Origin of the sequence: Paractinoplanes ovalisporus, from assembly GCF_016834655.1 — a bacterium.
In the GTDB taxonomy this organism is placed as follows: domain Bacteria; phylum Actinomycetota; class Actinomycetes; order Mycobacteriales; family Micromonosporaceae; genus Actinoplanes; species Actinoplanes ovalisporus.
The window spans coordinates 174,428-195,585 of record NZ_JAENHP010000008.1; the positions used below are offsets into that span (position 1 = coordinate 174,428).

Sequence of the window (21,158 nt, forward strand, 5' to 3'; positions counted from 1 at the left end):
GCCGGCGACCACCTGCCCGGCCCACGCGTCCTGGCGGCCCGGCCGCTCGACCTGGCAGCTCGGTCCGGCCGCTCGACCTGGCCGCTCGACCTGGCAGCTCGACCTTGGCAGCTCGGCCCGGCCGCTCGACCTGGCAGCTCGGCCCGGCCGCTCGACCTGGCTGCTCAGTCCGGTCGCTCGACCTGGCCACTCAGCCCGGTTCGTCAGAGCTCGGCGGCGATCACCTTGGCGGCCTCGATGTCGGGGCCGGGGAGCGGGACGAAGATCGCGCGGCGGTAGTACTCCAGCTCGCGGATGCTCTCGCGGATGTCGGCGAGCGCGCGGTGGGCCAGACCCTTGGCGGGCTGGCCGAAGTAAACGCGGGGGTACCAGCGGCGGCACAGTTCCTTGATCGAGGAGACGTCGATCATGCGGTAGTGCAGGAACGAGTCGAGCGCCGGCATGTCCCTGGCCAGGAAGCCCCGGTCGGTGGCGATCGAGTTGCCGCAGAGGGGGGCGGTGCGGGGGTTCGTGACGTACTGACGGACGTACGCCAGGACCGCCTCCTCGGCCTCGGCCATGGTGATCGCCGAGGCGCGCACCTCTTCGGTCAGTCCCGATTTGGCGTGCATGTCGCGTACGACGGGCGGCATGGCGTCGAGCGCGGCGTCGTCGGCGTGGATGACCAGGTCGACGCCCTCACCCAGAACGTTGAGATCGGCATCGGTGACCAGCGCGGCGACCTCGATGAGCTTGTCCTTGCCCAGGTCGAGGCCCGTCATCTCACAGTCGATCCACACCAAATGATCAGCCACGGGCACAGCCTACGCCGCGACGGCATGGACCGCTGTCACCTCGTCCCGAGCCACCCGTCCGGGCCCGTCAAGGCACGACCGTCGCAGGGTGGCCGTTTGTCCGCTTTCGGGCGATGAACTCCCACTTATGCCCGCAAGGGGCTAAACTGGTCTTAACGGACGAAGCCCCCCTTCGGTTACTCCGTTCCCCCGGTAAAGGGCCCTCCGCGTCGGCAGCGTGGAGGGCCCTTTCGGCGTTCGCGACCGGCTCCGGCTCCGGCTCCGGCTCCGACGAGAGGCGCACGGCCCGGGAGCCTGGGATCGGCTCGGCGGGCTTGGCTCGGCGGAAGTCGGCTCGGCCCGGCAGAGCTTGGCTGGGCTCGTTCCCGCGCAGCTCGGCTGGGCTCGGCCCGGCGCAGCTCGACGGAGCTCGGCTGGGCTCGACCCGGCGCAGCTCGGCTGGGCTCGGCTCGCGGCGGAGCTCGGCCTGGCTCGGCGGCGCTGGCTCGGCTCGGCGCTTGGCTCGGCGGCGCTGGCTCGGCTCGGCGCTTGGCTCGGCGGCGCTGGCTCGGCTCGGCGTTTGGCGGGGGACGAAAAAGGCCGCCCGGGTGGGCGGCATTCGTCGTGGTCGGGGTCAGGATTCGTCGGGCTGGTCGATCGGCGTCGAGGTGGTCCGGCGGCGTCGGCGCTGCTGGGTGCTGCCGGCCAGCAGGTCGGCCGCTTCCTGCTGGTAGGCCGCCAGCCAACCGGCTGGGGTGCCGCTCGCGGCCGGGATGGCACCGGTGCTGGTGCGCAGCGGGACGTCCTGGGCCTGGCGGGTCGGCCTCGGCGTGGCGGTCCGGGCGTCGGGCGCGGCCTTGGCCGGACTCGCTTTGGCCGGAGCCGCCTTGGCCGGAGCGGCCTTGGCCGGAGTCGCCTTGGCGGGAGTGGCCGACTTGGCCGGGGCCTTGGTGGCCGGCTTGGCGGCAGCTTTGCTCGCTGCGGGCTTCGCGGCCGCGGCCTTCGCCTTGGCCGCCGTGGTGCGGGTGGTCCGAGCCGGCTTCTCCGCGTCGGCGCCGGCCGCGTCGGGCTTGGGCTTCGTGGCCCGCGTACGGGTCGACTTCGCCCTCGGCTTGGCCACGGGCTTGGCCTCGGCGGCGTCGGCCTCGTCCTCGATCATGTCGGCGGCCGGTTCGGAGCCGACGGCGGCGGCTTCGGCCGCTCGGGCCGCTACCGTCTCGGCCGCCTTGCGCCAGGCCGCCGGGGCACGCCCCGATCCTGGCAAGCGCCCGGAGAACGCCGACGTCGCCCCGCTGCCATCAACCCGCCCCTGGGCCTCGGCCATGAGGTCACGCGACGCCCCACGAGAACCCGAGGCCGGCCGTTCCTGGTCGGCCGCGAGCGACCCGTCTTCATCGCCCGCCCCGGCCGTGGGCCCCGACTCGGCCACACCCTCATCGGCCGCCGAGACATGCCCATCGGATTCGGTGCCGTGGAACTGCTCCGGACCCTGCGACAGCCCCTCGGCCCCGGCCACTGTCTCAGCGCCCTGGATCTGCGACGCCGACGGCTCCGAGCCCTGGGACAGCCCCTCGGCAACGGCCACCGACTCGGCGCGCTGGATCTGCGCCACCGACTGCTGCATATCCCGGGGCTGCACCTCGGCTCGGGCCACCGACTCGGCACCCCGGGACTGCGCCTCGGACCCGGCCGGCTCAGCAACCTGGGACGGCGCCTCGGACAGAGCCACACCCTGTGAACGCGCCTCGGACAGCGTCGCGCCCGGTGACTGTGGCTCGGGGCGTGATCCTGCCGGCTGCGATCGCGCGGCGGGCTGGGCCAGCGGGCCTACGGCCTGGGACCACGCCTCTGCTCCGGCGAAGGACGATGCGAACGTGCCAGCGGCGACCGGAGCGCTGGGCCGGGTGGGTGCGAGTTCGGCCCGCTCCGGCGCGGCCGCGCCTCCGGGGTTCGCCCCGACGGCCGGGGACTGTCCATTTGGTCCGTGGCCGTTCGCGGCGGTGACCCCGGCCGCGCGAAGCTGTGCGGCGTCGGTCGTGAGGGCCTGGCCGTTGACACGAGCGGGGCCGGCCGGTGCGGACTGGGCCGCCGCGGAGGCCGTGGCCGGGACCGGGCCGGAGGCCGAGCGGTCGGTGCCGTTCGGCGTGGGCCCGGAACCGGGCCGGACGGCCGGTGCGGAGGAAGGCTGGGCACCGTTCCCCGGGCGCGACGGCGACGGCACGATCGGACGCGACGGCGCCGGCGGACGCGGGACCGTCGGACGAGGCGGGGCCGGAGCGGTGGTGGCCGAAGCCGCGCCCGGCTGCTCGCCGCCCGCTTCCGGACGCCGCCCAGCCGAAGCCGAATCAGGCTCGCGGCCACCCGCTTCCGGGTGCCGCTCATCGGAACCGGTGATGTTCTCCGCCGGCTCGCCGTCCACGGCCGGGGCCCGGTCATCGCTCGCCGCGGAATTTCCGGCGGCTGCTTCCAAGGCGACCCTGGTGGCGGCGATCGGCGCATCCGAGGTAGACCCGGTGGCAGCGGTCGAGGCATCCGAGGCGGACCCGGAGGCGACGGTCGACGCACCCGAGGCCGACCCGGAGGCGGCGATCGGTGCGTCCGAAGAGTCGCTGGAACTCGCGGCGGCCGGCGCCGACGAAGCGGCGGCCGAAGGCCCGGCCGACGCATCCGGATCAGCGACGGAACCCACAGAATCCCCAGCGGGCGGCCCCGAAACAGCGGCGGCGGACCGGGGCGCGGCGGACGCTTCCGAAGAGGCAGCGACCGGAGCCGTGGTGGCCCGCGCCTCCGTGGAGGTGGGCGACGGCTCGGGAGCCGACACCGGGCGGCTGTTGTCAGTGCCGGTATCGGTGTCGGCTCCCATTGCCGGGCGGACCCCACTGGCGGATGAGGTGGCCGGCTCGGTGCGGGTCTTGGCGGGCGTCGGTGCGGGAGCACCGGCGCGGACGGTGGGCCGGGTGTCGGCCAGGCTGGCCGGGCGGGCGGCGTTCGCGGGCCCGGCGGGCGCGTTCCGGACGGTACCCGGCCTCGGCGCCCCGGAACCAGGACGCGGCGACGAACCATTCGTGCCGCCTGTCACAACCGGAGCGCCCGACGCGGCGGAGGCACCGTGAGCAGCCGCAGCGCCCGAAGCGGGAGGAGCCGCAGGCGCCGCAGCACCCGAAGCGGCCGGAGCACCCGAAGTGGCAGAAACAGCAGGCGCCGCAGCACCCGAAGCGGCCGCAGCGCCCGAAGCAGGAGCAGCCGGAGCGCTCGAAGCAGCGGAAACACCGGGACCACCGGAAGCAGCCGCAGCGCCGGAACTGGGAGCAGCCGTGGAACCGGCAGACCCGGAAGCGGGAGCGGCGGGACCGGACGGCGAAGCGGACACCGGGGAAACGCCGGGACCGACGGGCGCGCCAGGCCGGCCACCACGACCACCCGGCGACGGACGACCGGAACGCCCGGCCGGCGAAGGCCGACCGGAAGGCGACGGACGACCCGCGCCCTCAGACGGACGACCGGCCGGAGCAGCCGCGGGACGACCCCCGGAAGCGCGATCGGCCGGGGCCGCCTGACGACCAGCGGGAGCGGGGCGGTCGGCGGTGGGTGCCTGTCGGCCTCCCCGCGGCATCCCCATCGCGGTCCAGTCGGTGGCCCGGGGACCGGTGACCACCGACACCTTCTGGTTGGCCATCCGGGGATCGCGGTCCATCTCGTCGATCTCGCCCCGGACGGCGCGGGCGTCGGCCGCACCGGCGGCGTACGCGGCGGCCACCGCGTCGATCGAGTCGACCGTCTCCTCCTCGGAGGCCGACACGGACGACGCGGAGACCGCGGACGACGCGGAGGACACATCCGCGTCGGAAGCGCCGGCACCGGCAGCGGAAGAAGCGGCCGGCTCGGAGGCGACCGCACGACGCCGGGCCGCCTCGGCCATCCGGGCGGCGGCCTGCGCCTCGGTCTCGCGGGCACGCACCGGCGCGGTCTCCGCGACCCAGGCGTCCACGGCCGAGGCCTGGAACATCGGAATGTCGTCCGACACGGTGCTGCGCCGCTTGGCGGCCCTCTCCGGCCGCCGCTGCGGCGAGGCCGGGGCGGGAGCCGGGGCAGCGGAAACCGGGGCCGGAGCGGGAGCCGACGGCGCATCCCCGAGCGGCAACGACGTTCCCGTGGCGCCGATGAACTCCAACGGCTCCCCCGGCGCCGGCGCCTGCCGGACAGGAATGGCGGTCGCCGCCGCGTACTCCTCCGGGTCCGGCGGCATCCCGGGACCGGCCGCCGGCGACGACACCGCAGCCGCCAAAGCCGGCGTCGGCGTAGGCGGCCAGGCCAGCACGGCCGGAACGGGCCCCGACCCGGGACGGGCGTCCGCCAGCGAGCGCGGCCGGTGGGCCCCGACCGGCCGCCCGGTCGACGGCAGCATCGGCATCGGCGCCCCGATGGCACGCATCAGCTCGGGCACCTGGCTGGGTTCGACCACGTAGACGATCTCGCGACGGCGCCCGGGCCAGGCCAGCACGACCATGCCGACCATCACCAGCAGCGTGCCCATCGTGAGCAGGCCCCACGCGCTCGAGTTGAGCCAGCCGGGGCGCAGTTCGGCCACGGCGCGCAACTGCAGGCTCGACCGCGCGGACTGGCTCATCACGACGAGGCTGTAGGGACCACCCCGTACGTCGGAAGGGGTCCAGGAGATCTTGCCGGCGCTGTCGGTGCGGGTCCAGAACGCCTCACGCCCGGGCAGCGACCGCGGCGCCTGGATGCCCTCGACGACCGTGGTCGCGACCGGAAGGGCGCCGGTGCCGATGTCGACCGTACGGACGGTGCTGTGCTGCACCCCGGCCAGGTAGCCACGGACGGCGTTGGTGGGCGCGAGGCCGACGAACGCGGGCCCGTCCTGCACGATCGCGTCCAGGCCGAGCTGGGTGTCGCCGATCCGGGTGAACGGCGCGTCCGAGCGCAGCAACTGGTCGACGTCCTCGACCACGAACGCGTATCCGGGCGTGGACAGCTGCTGGAGCTGCCCGCTGAACGCGCCACCCTGGTCGCGGTGCTGCATGGCGGCCCACAGACCGGCGCCCGCCAGCAGCGACGGCAGACCGATGGTCAGCGCCAGCATTCCCAGGATGGTGCGGAACACCCGCATCAGCTTCTCCCCCTCAAAGCTCGGGCGGTACTGCGGTGACCATACAGATCCAAATAACCCCAAAGTGGTCAAACCAGCGCCAAATCGCTGATAGATATGACAACGGCCGGATTCCCGTACGGGGAAACCGGCCGTTGAAGGACGCAGTTAGTTGATCGTCGCCGTCGTCGAGAGCGTCGACTGATCGATGTCGCTGATCCGCGCGGTGACCTTGAACGTCCACTCCCCCGCGGCCGGCAGCGCGATGTCGCCCACGGCGTGGAAGTCCGTGATGCGCAGCAGCGGGATCTCGATCGGCTCGATCCCCTTCGAGGGCAGCGCCGCCGTCGCGCTCCACTCGACCACCGTCAGAGGCTTGTTGTCGGGCGTGTACGCGTACAGGTGGATCGAATTGTTGCCGACCGCGGCCGGGAAGATGTCGATCTGCAGCGCCATCTTCTTGTCGGTGAGCGTCTTGGTGACCGTGGTCGAGGCGGCCGCCGTCTGCGACGCCTCGGACGAGCGCGGGGGCGCGATCTGCACGAGCGCCGAGGTCACGCCGATCACCACCGCCGTGACCGCCAGCTCGGCCCAGACCACCCGGCGCAGCCCGCGCGGCGACTCCTCGGCCGCCTTCGACTTCACCAGCCGCCGCGAGTACCAGGCGACGCCCAGCACGATCGCGACCAGTCCCACCTTGGTCAGGATCAGACGCCCGTACGTCGTATTGAAGAGCCCGTCGAGCGACGCGACCTCGATCAGCGCCTGGATGACACCGGCCACGATCAGCGCCGCGACCGCCGTGGCGGCCCAGCGCGACCAGATCGGCAGGATCGCCCCGAGCTCGCGTTGATCGGCCTGGCGCAGCAGGAAGCCGACCAGCATGACCAGCCCGCCCAGCCACACCGCCATGGCCGCGACGTGGATCGCGTCGACCACCACCGACACGCCCGCCACCGGGGAGGCCGTCGGGTGCCCGGTCAGCGGCCAGGTCGCGATCGCCGCCACCCCGAGCACGCCGAGCAGGGCCAGGTCGGTCTTGGAGTCGGCGCCGGTGCCGCGCAGCATGGGCCGCAGCAGCAGGGCCGAGGCGCAGATCACGCCCAGGCGCACCAGCATGATCGCGCCGAACGTGCTGCCGATGACGTCCCGGAGGTCCCCCACCCGCACGTCGAAGAGCCCGGACCCGGTCGAGTAGGGCGCCTGGAGCCAGATCGCGAGCAGCGTGCTGCCGATGACCAGGCCCACGCCCGTCCAGACGACCCGGCCCGGGCCGCGGCGGCTCAGCCGGTGCGGCCAGAGCAGCGCCAGCACCAGCACCGGCCCGACCAGCAGCACCAGGCCGGCGTACCCGAGGTATTTGCCGACCGGGATGAGCGCGCGCACCACCGGGTCGACCGTGGTGTCGTCGATCGTCCCGGTGGGGGTGGCCGACGCCGCGCCGACCGAGTAGGTGAGGCTGCCCGCGACGGGGTGGCTGTCGGCCGAGATCACCCGGTAGCTGAGCAGGTATGTCCCCCGGCCGCCGCCCGAACGCAGCGGGATCGTCACTGTGCCGCCGTCGGCGGTGGGATCGCCCTGGTCGGCGCGGGAGCCGTCCGGCGCCAGCACCTGGATCTTGCCGGAGAGCAGCTGCACCGACTCGCTGAAGTTCAGCGTGATCTTGTTCGGCGCGTCGGGCACGATCGTGCCGTTGCCGGGGTCGCTGTTGACCAGAACGGCGTGGGCGCTGGCCGGGGCGGCGGGACCGAGGAGCACCGCCAAGAAGCCGACGAACAGCCCGGCAAGTGTCGCTATAGCGCGACAAACCCGGCGACGGTCAACAATCATGCTCGTCATGCTGCCCGATCGGGTTCGCTCCTGCCCACCGCGGGTAGTCGGCACGACGGCCCCTCAGGTTCCGAAATGCCCACTGCGGGTAGTCCGCACGGCGGCCTCTCCGGTTCCGCCGACCTGAGGGCGTACGATGCTGGCCCATGGACGGCCTGGACGAAACGACCTCGCTCGCCCTCGCCGCCCGCGCGGGGGACGCGGCCGCGACGGCGGCGTTCATCCGTGCCACCCAGGCCGAGGTCTGGCGCTTCACCGCCGCCCTGGTCGACCCGGGCTCGGCCGACGACCTCACGCAAGACACCTATCTGCGCGCCTTCAAGGCCCTGCCCGCGTTCGAGGCCCGCTCGACGGCCCGCACCTGGCTGCTCGGCATCGCCCGCCGCACCTGCGCCGACCACCTGCGCTCGGTGGTCCGCCGCCGCCGTCTCGACGCCCGCCTGGCCGCCGAGGCGTGGACGGCGTCACCCTCCCCCGACCCGGCGCAGCGTCTGACCACCGCCGACCTGCTGTCCCGGCTGAGCGAGGAACGGCGTACGGCTTTTGTGCTGACTCAGGTCCTTGGACTCTCCTACGCCGAGGCGGCCGAGGTGGAGGATGTTCCGGTCGGGACAATCCGGTCCCGGGTCGCGCGTGCCCGCGACGAACTGGTGACCGCGGTCGCCCAGGCGCGCGCGGTGTAATCAGCCACTTCCCAGCCAAACCACAGCACACTAGAGGGAACCGGCGGGACAGTGGCGTCGACTAACTGGGCGTGACCATGGACTTGAGGCAGCAGCCATCCCGGCTCGCGGCGGCCTGGCCGTGGATCTCCACCCTCGCGCGTCTGGGGCTGGCGGCGGTCTTCCTGATCGCCGGCGGTCTCAAGGTGACCGACCTGGCCGCCTCGGCGCGCGCGGTGAACGCGTACGACCTGATGTCCTACGACACCGCCAAGGTGATCGGGGCCGTGCAGCCGTTCCTGGAGATCGCACTGGGCCTCCTGCTGCTGATCGGCATAGCGACCCGGCTCAGCGCGGCCATCGCCGCCGTACTGCTGGTGATCTTCATCGCCGGCATCGTCTCGGCGTGGGCGCGCGGGCTGCAGATCGACTGTGGCTGTTTCAGCAAGGGCGGGGAACTGACCGGCGGACGCACCGCACAGTACGGCCTGGACATCCTGCGCGACGTGGGCTTTCTCGCGCTGGCGGGCATTCTGGTGTGGAAGCCGCGCTCGAAGTTCTCGGTCGACGGGCTTCTGATGGGGGATCGATGAGCAAGGGCAACAGGGGGCGTGACCGCGCGGCCGCGAAGCGGATCGTCGAACAGCAGAAGGCGGCCGAGCGCCGCCGCCGGGTGACGATCTGGACCTCGGTCGGCGTCGTCGCCGTCCTGCTGATCGCCGGCCTGATCGGCTGGGGCGTGCTGGCCAACCAGGAGAAGAGCACCGACGCGTCGAAGGTGAACACGCCCAGCGTGGCGGTCGACGACGGCACGGCGTTCGCGGTCGGCACCGGCCCGGTGACGGTCGACATCTACGAAGACTTCATGTGCCCGATCTGCCACTCGTTCGAAGACCAGACCGGCCCGACGATCACGCAGATGGTCGCCGACAAGAAGATCACCGTGCGCTACCACCCGGTGTCCATCCTGGACCGGGCCTCGAACGGCACGCAGTACTCGACGCGCTCGGCCGGGGCCGCGGCGGCCGCCGCTGTCGACGGCAAGTTCCTCGAGTACCACAAGGTCCTGTTCGACAACCAGCCCGAGGAGAACAGCGACGGGCTGAGCAACGAGAAGCTGATCGAGCTCGGGCAGAGTGTCGGGCTCGGCGACACCTTCGCCACGGCGGTCAACGACAAGACGTACGACTCGTGGGCCACCAAGGTCACCGAGACGTTCGCGTCGCGCGGCTACAACGGCACGCCGACCATCGTCGTGAACGGCAAGCAGGTCGAGGGGCCGAACAACACGCTGCCCACCACCGAGGTCTTCACCCAGGCGGTCACGGCGGCCGCGGGGTGAGATGTCTCGCGTTGATCGTGGCGGTGGCCGGGGCCGTGCTGGTCCCGGCCACCCCTGCGTTCGCGCACGGCGGTGACATCCCGGGCGCCACCGCCTATCGGACAACCGTGACCTCGGCCACCCTCGACGGCGTGGAGGCGCGCATGGTCGAGGCCGGGGCGCGGGTCGAGCTCACCAGCCACAGCGAACAGCCGGTCGAGATCCTCGGGTACGCCGGGGAGCCGTACCTGGAAATGCGACCCGACGGCACCTGGCAGAACGTCAACTCGCCATCCACCTACCTGAACGAGACGCTCGCCTTCGACAGCCCGCTGCCCGCGAACGCCGACGCCACCGCGCCGCCCTCCTGGCGCAAGATCTCGGACTCGCGCTCGGTGCGCTGGCACGACCAGCGGACCCAGTGGATGAGCACCGGCAAGCCCCCGCAGGCCGTCGCCGACCCGTCCCGCAGCCACCACCTGCGCGACTGGACCCTGCCGCTGCGGGTGCAGACCACGGCGTACGAGATCCGCGGCACCCTCGACTGGGAACCGCCGCCGCTCGCGTGGATGTGGTGGGCCGGCGCGGCGCTCGCGGGTCTGGCCGCCGCGGCGCTGGCCTATCGGTGGCCGGGTTCGGTGCGGGCCGTCGCGCTCGTCGCGGGGCTGGCGCCTCTCACGTACGCGCTGCTGCGCACCCTGGACGGTGAGACCCCGCCGCCCGTGCTGGTCCTGGCCGGGTTGCTGGGGCTGGCCGCGGTCTACCGGCATCCGCCGTTCTTCCTGGCGCTGTCCGGGGCCGTGGTCGCGCTGTTCGCCGGCTTCAACGAGACCCGGATCTTCTTTGCCGCCGTGCCCCCGACGGTCGGGCCGGGCTCGGTCGCACGGCTGGCCGTGACGCTGGCCCTGGGCCTCGGGGCCGGGCTGGCGCTGACCGGGGTGCTGCGGATGCGGTCGACCGCTTTGTAACACCTTTCGGCGCTGTTTCATCCGGGCGGTCTATCGTCATCGGCATGACTGAGACCGTCCGACTCTCCGCCGGCGACCCGGCGCCCGACTTCAGCCTGCCGACCGACAACGGCGACCGGCTCACCCTCAAGGACCTGCGCGGACGCAAGGTCGTGCTGTACGCGTACCCGTCCGCCATGACCCCCGGCTGCACCACTCAGGCATGTGACTTCCGCGACTCGCTGGCCTCGCTGCAGGCCGCCGGCTACGAGGTCGTCGGCATCTCCCCCGACACCCCGGCCAAGCTGGCCAAGTTCCGCGAGCACGACGCGATCACCTTCCCGCTGGTCAGCGACGAGGACAAGAGCGTGCTCAACGCGTACGGGGCGTTCGGCGAGAAGAAGAACTACGGCAAGACGTACATGGGCGTCATCCGATCGACCTTCGTCATCGACGAGAACGGCCTGATCGAGCACGCGCTCTACAACGTCAAGGCCGCCGGTCATGTCGCCAAGCTGCGCCGCGACCTCGGCATCGACTGAATCCCTAAAGTCTTACCTTCGGCGGGCCGATCCTTCTGGCAAGACCCGGCAAAGGGGGCTCTCGGACCCACGGCGGCTGTCACGCGGCTCGATCCGCGAGGCGGCCGCCGTGCTGTGCGCCGTCCCAGCAGGTCGTTTTCGCGGGCTTGCGTCTAGACTGCCTTCAACGTGCTGCCCTGCGGGGCAGGCCGGGCGGGAGTGGCGTAATCGGCAGCCGCGCGGGTTTTAGGTGCCCGTGCCCGAAAGGGCGTGGGGGTTCAAGTCCCCCCTTCCGCACCAACGGCAAAGCTCAGCCCGACCGGACGCGTCGGGGGAACGCATCCGGCCGGGCCGGGTGGGGAACTACTCAGGAACAGCGTGGGGTGTCGGCCGCCAGGTTCGCGTCCAACTGGGCGGGCTGGGTCGTGGGGGCCACGGTGGCCGACTCCAGCAGCGGGACAGCGGCCGCGGTGGTGGTGGCCACCGGCTGCGGCTTCGCGCTCGTCTTCGACGGCTTGGGTGTGGCCTTCTTCGTGGCCGGCTTCTTCTTCTCGGGCGTGGCGGCCGACTCGGGCTGCTGCCGCACCACACTGCCCCCGAGCTTGGCCGTCGTCTTCTGGGTCTTGCCGATCGACAGCTTGATGTTCGAGACGGTCACCGAATTCCCGTACACATCGGTGATCTTGACCTTGAACGGGCCGTTGCCGGCGCCGCTCGGGAGCGTCCAGTAGTTGAAGTCCTCGCGCGACGCGTTCTTGAAGCTGCCGCCCTTACCGGCGACCTTGACCGAGGACAGCTGGTTGCTGTGGTTGTCGATCAGCACACTCAGCCAGTACTGCGACGAGCCTTCCTTCACCCGTACGGAAATGGGCCCCGGAACCGCCGCCCCGGGAACGGTCCTGTACGTGATCGGGATGATGCCGGCCGACTGGGCGCCGATCTTCTTGAACGCCGTGAGGCTCAGGTCGAGGTGACCGGCCGGGCACTCCGGGCACGAGTCGATGACCTTGACACGGGTCTTGCCCTTGGGGCCGGCGACGTCGATGTACGTGCCGCAGGCGGCGCCGTTCGAGTATTGGTTGTGCTGCCCCAGGGCCACGTACAGGTCGTCGGCGGGCGGGCTGGGGAACGAGCAGTTGCCGAGCGTGCCCTCGAGGAAGAAGTACGTCGCCTTGCCCTTCTTGGCCGTGGTGGACGGCGGGGCGGCGCAGGCGGCGCCGCTGTTCTGGAGCACGAGCGTGACTCCGAGAACGGCGGCGAGAACGACGGCGCCTCCGGCAGCGAGCCAGCGGGGCGAGAACAGGCGAGATCCGGTCACGCAGAGGAACCCTGCCGCCGCACGAGCGCGGCGGCAACTTTCCTAAGACACTCCTAAGCTTCCAGCGACCGGCTTCACCCGTTCACCTGACCACGACCGGGTCACCGAGGCGCACTACGCCGGACATGTCCGGAATCAGGTTGATGGCGAACAGCAGCCCGTCGTCGAAGCGCCGGTGCCGGCCCAGGATCCGGAGCGGCTGGCGCCCCTTCTCACCGGTCTCCTGATCGATGGTGGTCACCAGGCAGCGGGCGCACGACTTGGCCGCCCGGAACGTCACGTCGCCGATCCGCAACCGCTGCCCCAGCCAGTCGTCCTCGGCCCAGGCGGGAGCGCCGGCGACCACGAGGTTGGGCCGGAACCGGGTCATCGGCACCGGCTCCTCCCCCGCCTCGACCAGCCAGTCGTTGAGCGCCGAGAGCGAGCCTTCGTTCGCCAGCAGCACCGGGAAGCCGTCGGCGAAGCTCACCCGGTCGTCCGGCCGCGCGTGCGACTCGATCGTGCGGCCGGTCGGGTCGGCCTGCCACACCAGCCGGGCGTCGCGGCCCAGGAAACGGCTGCTCCACTCCTTCTCGGCCACCCGCCCGGGAACCGGGCCTTTGCTGCGGAAGACGCGCACGTGTTCCGCGGGGCCGTCGACCGGTTCGTCCACCGAGATCGTGGGCATGCCGGGGGCGCTGAGTTCCAGGCCGCCGGGGCGCGGGGTGACGGTCAGCTGGGTGAGCTCGGGGGTGTCGCGCTGGGTGATGCCGATCCCCTCGGCGTCGACCATCAGCCATCGGCGGTCGCCGGCCAGGCCCCACGGTTCGACCGGCGTGCTCTCGTGCTCGATGCGATGACAACCCTTGACCGGGTACGTGTACAGGGCCGTGATCCGCATGCCCCAGCCTCGCACGCCGGGCCGGCTTCTCGTCCGTCACTGAGTCGCGCTGCGCGCACATGTGTGGTCCACGCCATGCGGACGGCATCTTCTCAGGCCTTGGCGGATACCCCCAGGGGGTATATGTTCACCCTATGACGGAGGCGCAGCGACAGGCATCGCTGGTTCACGGCGACCACGCACACTCGGGTCACGGCGGCCGGGCGGGCCATGACAGCCACGGCGGGCATGCGGGGCACGGCGGGCATGCGGGGCACGATCCGGCGATCTTCCGGCGCAAGTTCTGGCTGAGCCTCGCCCTCACCGTCCCGATCGTGCTGACCAGCGAGATGGTCATGGAGTGGTTCGGCTACTCGCTGGACTTCCCCGGCATCAGGTGGATCGGCCCGGTGCTGGGCACGGGCGTCTTCTTCTACGGCGGGTGGCCGTTCCTCACCGGCGCGGTCGCCGAGATCCGCGGACGGGCCCCCGGCATGATGCTGCTCATCGCGATGGCGATCACGGTGGCGTACGGGGCCTCTATCGCCACCACGGCCGGCCTGTTCGAGCTCGACTTCTGGTGGGAGCTGGCCGCGCTGGTCACGATCATGCTGCTGGGCCACTGGCAGGAGATGAAGGCGATCGGTCAGGCCCAGGGCGCCTTGGCCGCGCTGGCCACCCTGCTGCCCGACGAGGCCACGCTGATCCGCGACGACGGCTCGACCGAGGAGGTGCCGGTCGCGCATCTGCGGGTCGGCGACCGCGTTCTCGTACGCTCCGGCGCCCGCGTCCCCGCCGACGGCCGCATCGTCGACGGTTCGGCCGAGATGGACGAGTCGATGATCACCGGAGAGTCCAGACCGGTTTCCCGTACGCAGGGAGACCGCGTCGTGGCGGGCACGGTGGCCACCGATTCCGCCGTACGGGTCGAGGTCGACGCCGTGGGTGAGGACACCGCCCTGGCCGGGATCGGCCGCCTGGTCGCACAGGCGCAGGCGTCGAGCGGCCGCGCCCAGGCCTTGGCCGACCGTTTCGCGGCGTGGCTGTTCTACGTGGCGACGCTCGCCGGCCTGATCACCTTCGTGACGTGGTGGGTTCTCGGCGATCTCGACCAGTCCGTCGTACGCACGGTGACCGTCCTGGTGATCGCCTGCCCGCACGCCCTCGGCCTCGCCATTCCGCTGGTCATCGCGTTGTCCACGGCCCTGTCGGCCCGCGCCGGCATCCTCGTCAAGGACAGGCTGGCGCTGGAGAGGATGCGTACGGTGAACGCGGTTCTCTTCGACAAGACCGGCACCCTGACCAAGGGCGCGCACACCGTGACGGCCGTCGCCGCCGCTCCCGGCCAGACCGAGGCGTCGGTGCTGCGAATCGCGGCCGCCGTCGAGAGCGACAGTGAACACCCGTTGGCCCGAGCGATCGTCGCGGCGTCCCCCGCGCAGGCCACGGCCACCGACTTCCGATCCCTGACCGGGCGCGGGGTGCAGGCCGTGGTCGACGGGACGACGCACGCGGTCGGGGGTCCCGCTCTGCTCCGCGAGCTGGGCATCGCCGCTCCCGACGCCCTGGCCGACGAGTCCCGCCGTGGGGCCGCCGTCCTGCACCTCATACAGCTGCCCTCGCCCGCGCCCGTCGGCTCGCCCGCGTCGGCCGGTTCCTCGGCGTCGACCGATTCGTCGACGTCGACCGGCTCGTCCGCTTCGGTCGACTCGTCGGCTGGCTCAATGGCGTCAGTCGGCTCGCCCGCGTCGGCCGGTTCGCTGGCGTCGGCCAGTTCGTCCGCGTCGGCCGATTCGTTGGCGTCAGTCGGCTCGTCGGCGTCGATTCTCGGCTCGTTCGCGCTGGAGGACGAGGTGCGCCCCGAGGCCCGGCAGGCCATCGAACAGCTCCGCCGCCACGGCATCAAGAAGATCGTGATGATCACCGGCGACGCCCGCCCGGTGGCCGAGGCCGTAGCCGCCGACCTGGGCCTGGACGAGGTCTTCGCCGAGGTGCTGCCGGCCGACAAGGACAAGGCGGTAGCCGACCTGCAGTCCCGGGGCTTGACCGTAGCCATGGTCGGCGACGGCGTGAACGACGCCCCCGCCCTGGCCCGAGCCGACGTGGGCCTGGCCATCGGAGCCGGCACCGACGTAGCGATCGAATCCGCGGGGGTGGTCCTGGCCTCCTCCGACCCTCGAGCCGTGACCAGCGTGATCAAGCTGTCGAACGCCTCGTACCGCAAAATGATCCAGAACCTGGCCTGGGCCGCCGGTTACAACGTCATCGCCATCCCGCTGGCCGCCGGCGTGCTGGCGTGGGCCGGTTTCACCCTGAGCCCCGCCGTAGGCGCCATCCTGATGAGCGCCTCAACGATCGTGGTCGCCCTGAACGCCCAACTGCTGCGCCGGCTCCATTTGAACCCGACCGACCAGTAGCCGCCGCCACGACGGACCCCGAACGGGGGCCAGGCGCATGGCCCCGGGTACACCGCGTTCGACGACATCGAGCTCGCGGATCTGCTTCATGCGCGGCCGGCCCGCCAGCCCGGTCAGGCCGTCGCCTACTGCCCGCCCAGTGGCGTGATCCAAAACACCGGATCCGACGAGCCTGTTTCAGTCGAGCGTCACGCCCCCGCCGACCGGCCCGGCACCTCGCCCCGGACCGCCGCGACCCAACCCCCGCTGACCTCGGCCAGGCCCTGATCGACGCATGGCCACGAGGTCGCAGGCCGCAGTCTGAGAACTTCCCGAGCCCCTACTTTCGGGGGCTGTGCGACGCGGCCGCATCGGCAATACTTCCGCCGCACGGCAATGCTCACGGGGGAAACACGGGGAAAGAGGAACATGAGAAATCGACTGTGGGGCCGCATCATCCCGATGGTTGTCGCCGGGGCCGGTTTGCTGCTCGGCTCGGCACTGCCGGCGACCGCCGCCGAAGACGACGAACTGACCGCGACCGCACGACCCGACGGCACCTCGCGCACGCTGATGCTCGGCGGCAAGGCGACGACGGTCCGCGGGCTCGAGATGACCGTCGACGGCGGCCAGGTCGTGCCCGCCTTCTCGCTGTCCTTCCGACCGGCGTTCACCGGCGAGATCGACTACTCGGACGCCACGTGGGCCGAGAGCGGCGTCGGCAACATCTCCAATGTGCAGTGGATCCTCGAACACGGTTTCCCGTCCGGCAACCGGGCCGACCTGATCGCCGCCGCCGGTGTCCGCGTTCCGCCGGGCGTCTCCAAGGCCACCGTCGACCAGCTGCTGCGGCTGGGCACGCAGGCCGCCGTCTGGCACCAGACCAACAACGTCACCCTGAACGCGTGGCGCGCCGGTGCCGGTCTGGGCGCCGAGAACCAATACGCCGTAATCAAGAAGGTGTACGACTATCTGACCCGCGTCGACATCGCCTTGTTCCAGCCGCAGCGCACCGTCACGATCATCGAGCCCGGCTATGCCGACGGCCCCGACCTGGCGGTGAACGGTCCCGGCGGCCTGATCAAGATCGAGGTCGAGGACGGCTACGCGATCACCGACGGCCGGTTCGAAGGTGGCACCTGGCTGGTCACCCAGGTGCGCAACGGCGGCGGTTTCCTGATGGCGTCGACCGAGCGGGGTGTGCCGGCCAAGGTCACCGCCACCGCCCCGCACGCCGTGACGCCGGGCCAGGTCTTCGTCGCCGAGGGTGGGTCGGCTCAGCCGCTCACGCCCGCGGTGGCGTACGGGGAACCGGTCTCCGCGACGTTCGAGAAGCAATACGGCGTCTGGAGCGGGCCGGCCCCGACCCCGTCCCCGACTGCCCCCGCCGCGGGCCCGACCACGCCGCCCACCTCGTCCTCACCGGCCGCGCCCGCGACGACCGCCGCGGGCGGCGAAGGTGGCGAAGGCGGCGAGGGTGGCGGTCTCCCGGTGACCGGCGCTCCGACCGGCGCCGCGCTGACCGGCGGTGCCGCCCTGCTGGTCGCGGGTGCGGTGCTCCTCTTCCTGGTCCGGCGCCGGCGTCTCAGCTTCTCGTCCTGACCCGGCCATGCTGGTCTGGGTGGCGTCCTACCCGCGATCGGGCAACACGTTTCTGCGGATCGTCCTGTACCGCCTCTACGGGGTGCGGGCGTCCGTCATCTACGACTTCGACGGCGTCGCCGACCGGCTGGGCCGCGACTTCGTGGGTGGCCTCGACCGGCCCGGCTCGCTCGACGACCTGCGCGCCTCCGACGAACTGCACCTGGTCAAGACGCACCGTCCCCGCGACGCCGACGTCCACGAGGAAGACCGGGCGATCTGCCTCGTCCGCGACGGCCGCGACGCGCTCGTCTCATGGGCCCGCCAGGAAAGCGAAAGTCCAGACCGCGTTTCCCGTACGGCGTTACGTTCGCTGATCAACGGTGAGCGGGGTTCCCGAAGCTGGGGCGTCAACGTGCTGAGCTGGCTGCGACCGCCCGCGCCGCAGCGGGTGGTGCTGCTCTACGACGACCTCGTCCGCGACCCGGAGGCCGCCGTCGAGTCGCTCGGCCTGCCGTTGCAACGGGTGCCCGGGGCGACGGTCCCGTCCTTCGCCGAACTGCACGCCGCCGATCCCGCCTTCTTCCGCCGCGGCCACACCGGCACCCACCGCGACGAGATGCCGGACGACCTGCACGAGCTGTTCTGGTCCCGCCCCGAAAACACCGAGGCGATGGTCCTGCTCAGAAGCCTGCAGCAGCGCCCGCGCCAGCCCGGAGGGTGACTTTCCGCGCGTCAGGCGGAGAAAGACAGCGGCCGGGCGGCGTTACGGACGCGGTCGGCGGTGCTGCTCTCGTGGGCGAAGGTGCGCCACCGCTCGGTCGGCAGCGGGCATGCCCAGCCGTCGTACAAGGCCCGGGTGGCGGCGTCGCGGATACGGAAGATGCCCCAGCCGACGATCGCTGCGGCGACGGCGGTGAGACCAGTCGCATCACAGCCCAAGCCGGTCGATGGGTCGCAGCGCCAACGCCGGAGGAGAACTCGTGGATGGTGTCGACCGGGTTGACGTTGCGGGTCCGCCGTCAGGAAGCGACCGCGACGGGCTCGGCCGGGGCCGGGGCGGCGTCGCGAAGCCACCGTCAGGAACCGACCGCGACGGGCTCGGCCGGGGACGGGGTGGCGCTGCGGGTGCGGAGAATGCCCCAGCCGACCAGCGCTGCGGCCACGGCGGTCAGAACCAGGCCGGCCGTTGTCACGGCGGAACCGAACTCAGCGGCCTGCCGTGCGGTCCAGTCCGAGCCGGCCAGGCTGCCGGTGAAGATCGCGGCCAGGATCGTTCCGGTGACGGCCAGGCCGGCGCCGGAAGAGACCTCGCTCGCGGTGTCGACCAGGGCGGCCCCGATCGAGGTCCGGTTCTGGGGCAGGCCGCGCAGCACGTTGACCCCGGCGACGGCGCCGACGACCCGGATCGCGGCCGCCACGAGCACCAGCGCGAGCGCGACCCACGCGTAGCCGAAGCGGCCGAACAGCCCGTAGACGGCGAGCCCGCCCACGACCGTCGCCGAGCTGAGCCAGGCTGCTCGGTCGAGGCCGACCCGGTCGACGAACCGGTTGACGAACGGCCCGGCGAAGACCAGCACGACCACCTGCGGCAGCATGCCCACGGCGGCCAGCGCGGGCGACCAGCCCCAGGCCAGCTGGAGCTGCAGGGTGACCATGTAGCCGAGACCGGCGACGGCCAGCCCGGTCGCGGCCTTGAAGGCCAGCCCGGCCGAGACCAGCGGACGGGCGACGAGGCTCAGGTCGAGCAGCGGATGCGCGGCCGAGCGCTGCCGCGCGACGAACAGCACTGCGCCCAGCACGGCCGCGGCGGTCGCGGCCCACGGCGCCCAGGAACCGGCGCCCTCGTTCACGAACAGGGTCGGCGCGACGAGCGCGAGCACGACCGTGGCCGTGCCCAGCACCACCCCGGCGACGTCGATCGGGTCGTGGTGCAGGTCGGCCGGGTCGTCGGCGGCGATACCGGCCCGGATGCCGGCGAACGCGAGCGCAGCGATCGGCACGTTCACCAGCAGCAGGAATTGCCACGGCGCGACGGCGAGCACAAAGCCGCCCGCGGTGGGGCCGACCGCGAGCCCGACCAGGCCGACGGTGGAGATCAGGGTCATGGCGCGGACCCGCAGGCGGTCGTCGGTGAAGAGCCGGAAGGCCAGCGCGATCGAGCCCGGGGTGGTCATGGCGGCGGCGACCCCCATCACGGCCCGTACGGCGATGAGCTGCCCCGCGGTGGTGACGAAGACCGTGGCCAGGCTCGCGAGCCCGAGCAGCACGAGCCCGGCGAGCATGACCCGGCGCCGGCCGAACCGGTCGGCGACCGCGCCGAAGCCGAGCATCAGCCCACCGAAGACCACCCCGTACGCGCCGGTCACCCACTGCAGGGCGACGGTCGAGGCGTGCAGGTCGTGGCCGATGGTGGGCAGCGCGACGTTGAGGATCGAGTTGTCGAGCATCTCGAAGAGGAAGACCGCCGAGAGCCCGGCCAGTGCCAGCCAGGCGCCCCGCAGCGAGGTGAGCGGAGAAGTCATGCCATCGAGCATGCGCCCAAAACTTATACCGAGTCAATGCTTTTACTCGGTATATGATGAGCACCATGCCCGAGCCCGGACTCCGCGAACGCAAAAAACAGCAGGTACGCCTCCAGATCTCCCACGCCGCCACCACGCTGATCATCGAGCGCGGCTTCGACGCGGTGAGCGTCACCGAGATCGCCGAACGGGCGGGCGTCTCCCGCATGACGGTCTTCAACTACTTCCCGCGCAAGGAAGACATGTTCTACGACCGGGTCCCCCTGATCCGCGACCTGATCACCGCCGCCGTCCGCAACCGCCCCGAGTCCCAGACCCCCCAGACCGCCCTGCGCGACCTGGCCCTGAAGATCGCCGACCCGGACCACCCACTCCCCGGCTACCCCGACCAGCTGCTGGCGTTCTGGCAGGTGGCAGCCGACTCCCCCGCCCTGCGGGCCCGAGCCCGCGAGATCGCCGAAGAGACCGAGAGCCTGGTGACCGACTTGCTGACCGAGGCCGGCGCCCCCGCCCCCCGCATGACGGCGGCCCTGATGGCGGCCGCCTTCCGGGTCTGCCTGCGCGACGCCGCCCACGCCCTGGCCGCCGGCACCCTCTCGCTGCCGGAGCTGAGGGCCCGCCTGACACACACCCTCGACGCGGCCGCCGCGGCCGGCCGGCACTCAGAGCCGGAACTTCTCCTTGACCCGGAACCACCGCATCGGTGACACGTCGAAGGCGTCGACCGCGGCCCAGCCACTGCCCGGCGAGGGAATGTACTGAGCTTTGACCAGTCCGCGCAGGCCGAAGATGCTGTTCGCCGACCAGGACAGGCCCCACTTCTCGGCCGTCTGGTAGGCCGTCGGGGGACCCCAGTTGTTGCCCTTGCTGATCCAGAAACGCGGACCCCAGTTGAAAGCGCTGCCGTACGCCGTGCTGACCGCCACCCGGTTTCCGTGCGGGTCGAAGATCTGGAACGTCGCACTGAACGAGGCCTGCGGCAGGGCGAGCAGATCGGCCGAGGCGGAAAGGTCCAGGACGAGCGCGAGGGCGTCGCTGAACGGGTCGAACAGAGTGGCGTTCTGCCCGGACTGATTGACCGTGCGCACGCCCTCGACTTTCAGGAAAGGCATCACTCCTCCTCGGCGGAAGGGCGCTCACCGGCGCGGACCGGAATGCCGTCGTCCGGGAAATCGGGCGGGAGCGGGACCGCATCCGCATCCGCATCGTCGGAGGACCGGTGCTCTCCGGCGCGCACGGGAATGTCGTCGTTCCTCAGCGCGGGCGGCTCGTTCGAGGCATCAGCGGACACTGCGACCTCCCGGGTTCACGGCCGGCA

General features: G+C 71.9%; 18 protein-coding genes and 1 tRNA gene. 10 read left to right on the forward strand and 9 right to left on the reverse strand.

Annotation, left to right across the window (positions count from 1 at the left end; all coding sequences use genetic code 11):
• Positions 1 to 203: 203 nt before the first annotated feature.
• From orn to JIG36_RS25045, 3 genes are all read right to left on the reverse strand, one after another.
• Positions 204 to 800 carry an oligoribonuclease gene (gene orn / locus JIG36_RS25035; RefSeq protein ID WP_203378837.1) on the reverse strand — a complete coding sequence of 199 codons (597 nt, stop codon included), beginning with the start codon at positions 798 to 800 and terminating at the stop codon, positions 204 to 206.
• A 607-nt stretch (positions 801 to 1,407) separates the two neighbouring features.
• Entirely contained in the window at positions 1,408 to 5,901 is a 4,494-nt protein-coding gene (locus JIG36_RS25040) for a hypothetical protein (RefSeq protein WP_203378838.1), read from the reverse strand.
• 147 nt (positions 5,902 to 6,048) lie between these two features.
• Positions 6,049 to 7,719 (reverse strand): copper resistance CopC/CopD family protein, encoded by a 1,671-nt coding sequence (locus JIG36_RS25045; protein ID WP_203378839.1) that lies wholly within the window; start codon positions 7,717 to 7,719, stop codon positions 6,049 to 6,051.
• A 137-nt stretch (positions 7,720 to 7,856) separates the two neighbouring features.
• On the opposite strand from JIG36_RS25045, the gene JIG36_RS25050 reads away from it, so the two are divergent.
• The 6 genes from JIG36_RS25050 (at position 7,857) to JIG36_RS25075 (ending at position 11,461) form a co-directional block, all read left to right on the forward strand.
• A complete protein-coding gene (locus JIG36_RS25050) occupies positions 7,857 to 8,393 on the forward strand; it encodes a sigma-70 family RNA polymerase sigma factor (protein WP_203378840.1) in 537 nt (178 codons plus the stop codon).
• 77 nt (positions 8,394 to 8,470) lie between these two features.
• A complete protein-coding gene (locus tag JIG36_RS25055; protein ID WP_203379002.1) occupies positions 8,471 to 8,965 on the forward strand; it encodes a MauE/DoxX family redox-associated membrane protein in 495 nt (164 codons plus the stop codon).
• A complete protein-coding gene (locus JIG36_RS25060) occupies positions 8,962 to 9,714 on the forward strand; it encodes a DsbA family protein (protein ID WP_203378841.1) in 753 nt (250 codons plus the stop codon). Before JIG36_RS25055 ends, JIG36_RS25060 begins: the two co-directional genes overlap by 4 nt.
• Before the next feature lie 17 nt (positions 9,715 to 9,731).
• Positions 9,732 to 10,661, forward strand: a complete 930-nt coding sequence (locus JIG36_RS25065) for a hypothetical protein (protein WP_203379003.1) — start codon at positions 9,732 to 9,734, stop codon at positions 10,659 to 10,661.
• 44 nt (positions 10,662 to 10,705) lie between these two features.
• A complete protein-coding gene (gene bcp / locus JIG36_RS25070) occupies positions 10,706 to 11,182 on the forward strand; it encodes a thioredoxin-dependent thiol peroxidase (protein WP_203378842.1) in 477 nt (158 codons plus the stop codon).
• A 192-nt stretch (positions 11,183 to 11,374) separates the two neighbouring features.
• Positions 11,375 to 11,461: transfer RNA gene (locus tag JIG36_RS25075), tRNA-Leu, on the forward strand.
• A gap of 67 nt (positions 11,462 to 11,528) precedes the next feature.
• On the opposite strand, the gene JIG36_RS25080 is transcribed toward JIG36_RS25075, so the two are convergent.
• Together JIG36_RS25080 and JIG36_RS25085 are read right to left on the reverse strand one after the other, a co-directional pair.
• Complete coding sequence (locus JIG36_RS25080) at positions 11,529 to 12,479, reverse strand: expansin EXLX1 family cellulose-binding protein (protein WP_203378843.1); 951 nt, start codon at positions 12,477 to 12,479, stop codon at positions 11,529 to 11,531.
• Positions 12,480 to 12,561: 82 nt separating this feature from the next.
• A complete protein-coding gene (locus tag JIG36_RS25085; RefSeq protein WP_203378844.1) occupies positions 12,562 to 13,359 on the reverse strand; it encodes an MOSC domain-containing protein in 798 nt (265 codons plus the stop codon).
• A 134-nt stretch (positions 13,360 to 13,493) separates the two neighbouring features.
• Here JIG36_RS25085 and JIG36_RS25090 point away from each other — a divergent pair, with 134 nt between their 5' ends.
• The 3 genes from JIG36_RS25090 to JIG36_RS25100 all read left to right on the forward strand — a co-directional run bounded on the left by JIG36_RS25090 (position 13,494) and on the right by JIG36_RS25100 (position 18,039).
• Positions 13,494 to 15,755: an HAD-IC family P-type ATPase gene (locus JIG36_RS25090; protein ID WP_203378845.1), complete on the forward strand. Its 2,262-nt coding sequence runs from the start codon at positions 13,494 to 13,496 to the stop codon at positions 15,753 to 15,755.
• A gap of 408 nt (positions 15,756 to 16,163) precedes the next feature.
• A complete protein-coding gene (locus tag JIG36_RS25095; protein ID WP_203378846.1) occupies positions 16,164 to 17,336 on the forward strand; it encodes a thioester domain-containing protein in 1,173 nt (390 codons plus the stop codon).
• Between the two features lie 7 nt (positions 17,337 to 17,343).
• Positions 17,344 to 18,039 (forward strand): sulfotransferase domain-containing protein, encoded by a 696-nt coding sequence (locus tag JIG36_RS25100; RefSeq protein ID WP_203378847.1) that lies wholly within the window; start codon positions 17,344 to 17,346, stop codon positions 18,037 to 18,039.
• Between the two features lie 11 nt (positions 18,040 to 18,050).
• Here the strand turns inward: JIG36_RS25100 and JIG36_RS25105 are convergent, their stop codons facing one another.
• Together JIG36_RS25105 and JIG36_RS25110 are read right to left on the reverse strand one after the other, a co-directional pair.
• Positions 18,051 to 18,257: a hypothetical protein gene (locus JIG36_RS25105; protein ID WP_203378848.1), complete on the reverse strand. Its 207-nt coding sequence runs from the start codon at positions 18,255 to 18,257 to the stop codon at positions 18,051 to 18,053.
• Positions 18,258 to 18,394: 137 nt separating this feature from the next.
• The gene (locus JIG36_RS25110) at positions 18,395 to 19,840 is read right to left on the reverse strand and encodes an MFS transporter (protein WP_236048206.1); all 1,446 of its coding nucleotides are present in this window, start codon (positions 19,838 to 19,840) and stop codon (positions 18,395 to 18,397) included.
• 65 nt (positions 19,841 to 19,905) lie between these two features.
• Here JIG36_RS25110 and JIG36_RS25115 point away from each other — a divergent pair, with 65 nt between their 5' ends.
• Entirely contained in the window at positions 19,906 to 20,547 is a 642-nt protein-coding gene (locus JIG36_RS25115; RefSeq protein ID WP_203378850.1) for a TetR/AcrR family transcriptional regulator, read from the forward strand.
• Here the strand turns inward: JIG36_RS25115 and JIG36_RS25120 are convergent.
• Positions 20,503 to 20,952 (reverse strand): hypothetical protein, encoded by a 450-nt coding sequence (locus JIG36_RS25120; protein WP_203378851.1) that lies wholly within the window; start codon positions 20,950 to 20,952, stop codon positions 20,503 to 20,505. The genes JIG36_RS25115 and JIG36_RS25120 overlap by 45 nt on opposite strands.
• Positions 20,952 to 21,131: a hypothetical protein gene (locus JIG36_RS25125; protein WP_203378852.1), complete on the reverse strand. Its 180-nt coding sequence runs from the start codon at positions 21,129 to 21,131 to the stop codon at positions 20,952 to 20,954. The genes JIG36_RS25120 and JIG36_RS25125 overlap by 1 nt, the downstream gene beginning before the upstream one ends.
• Positions 21,132 to 21,158 lie beyond the last annotated feature (27 nt).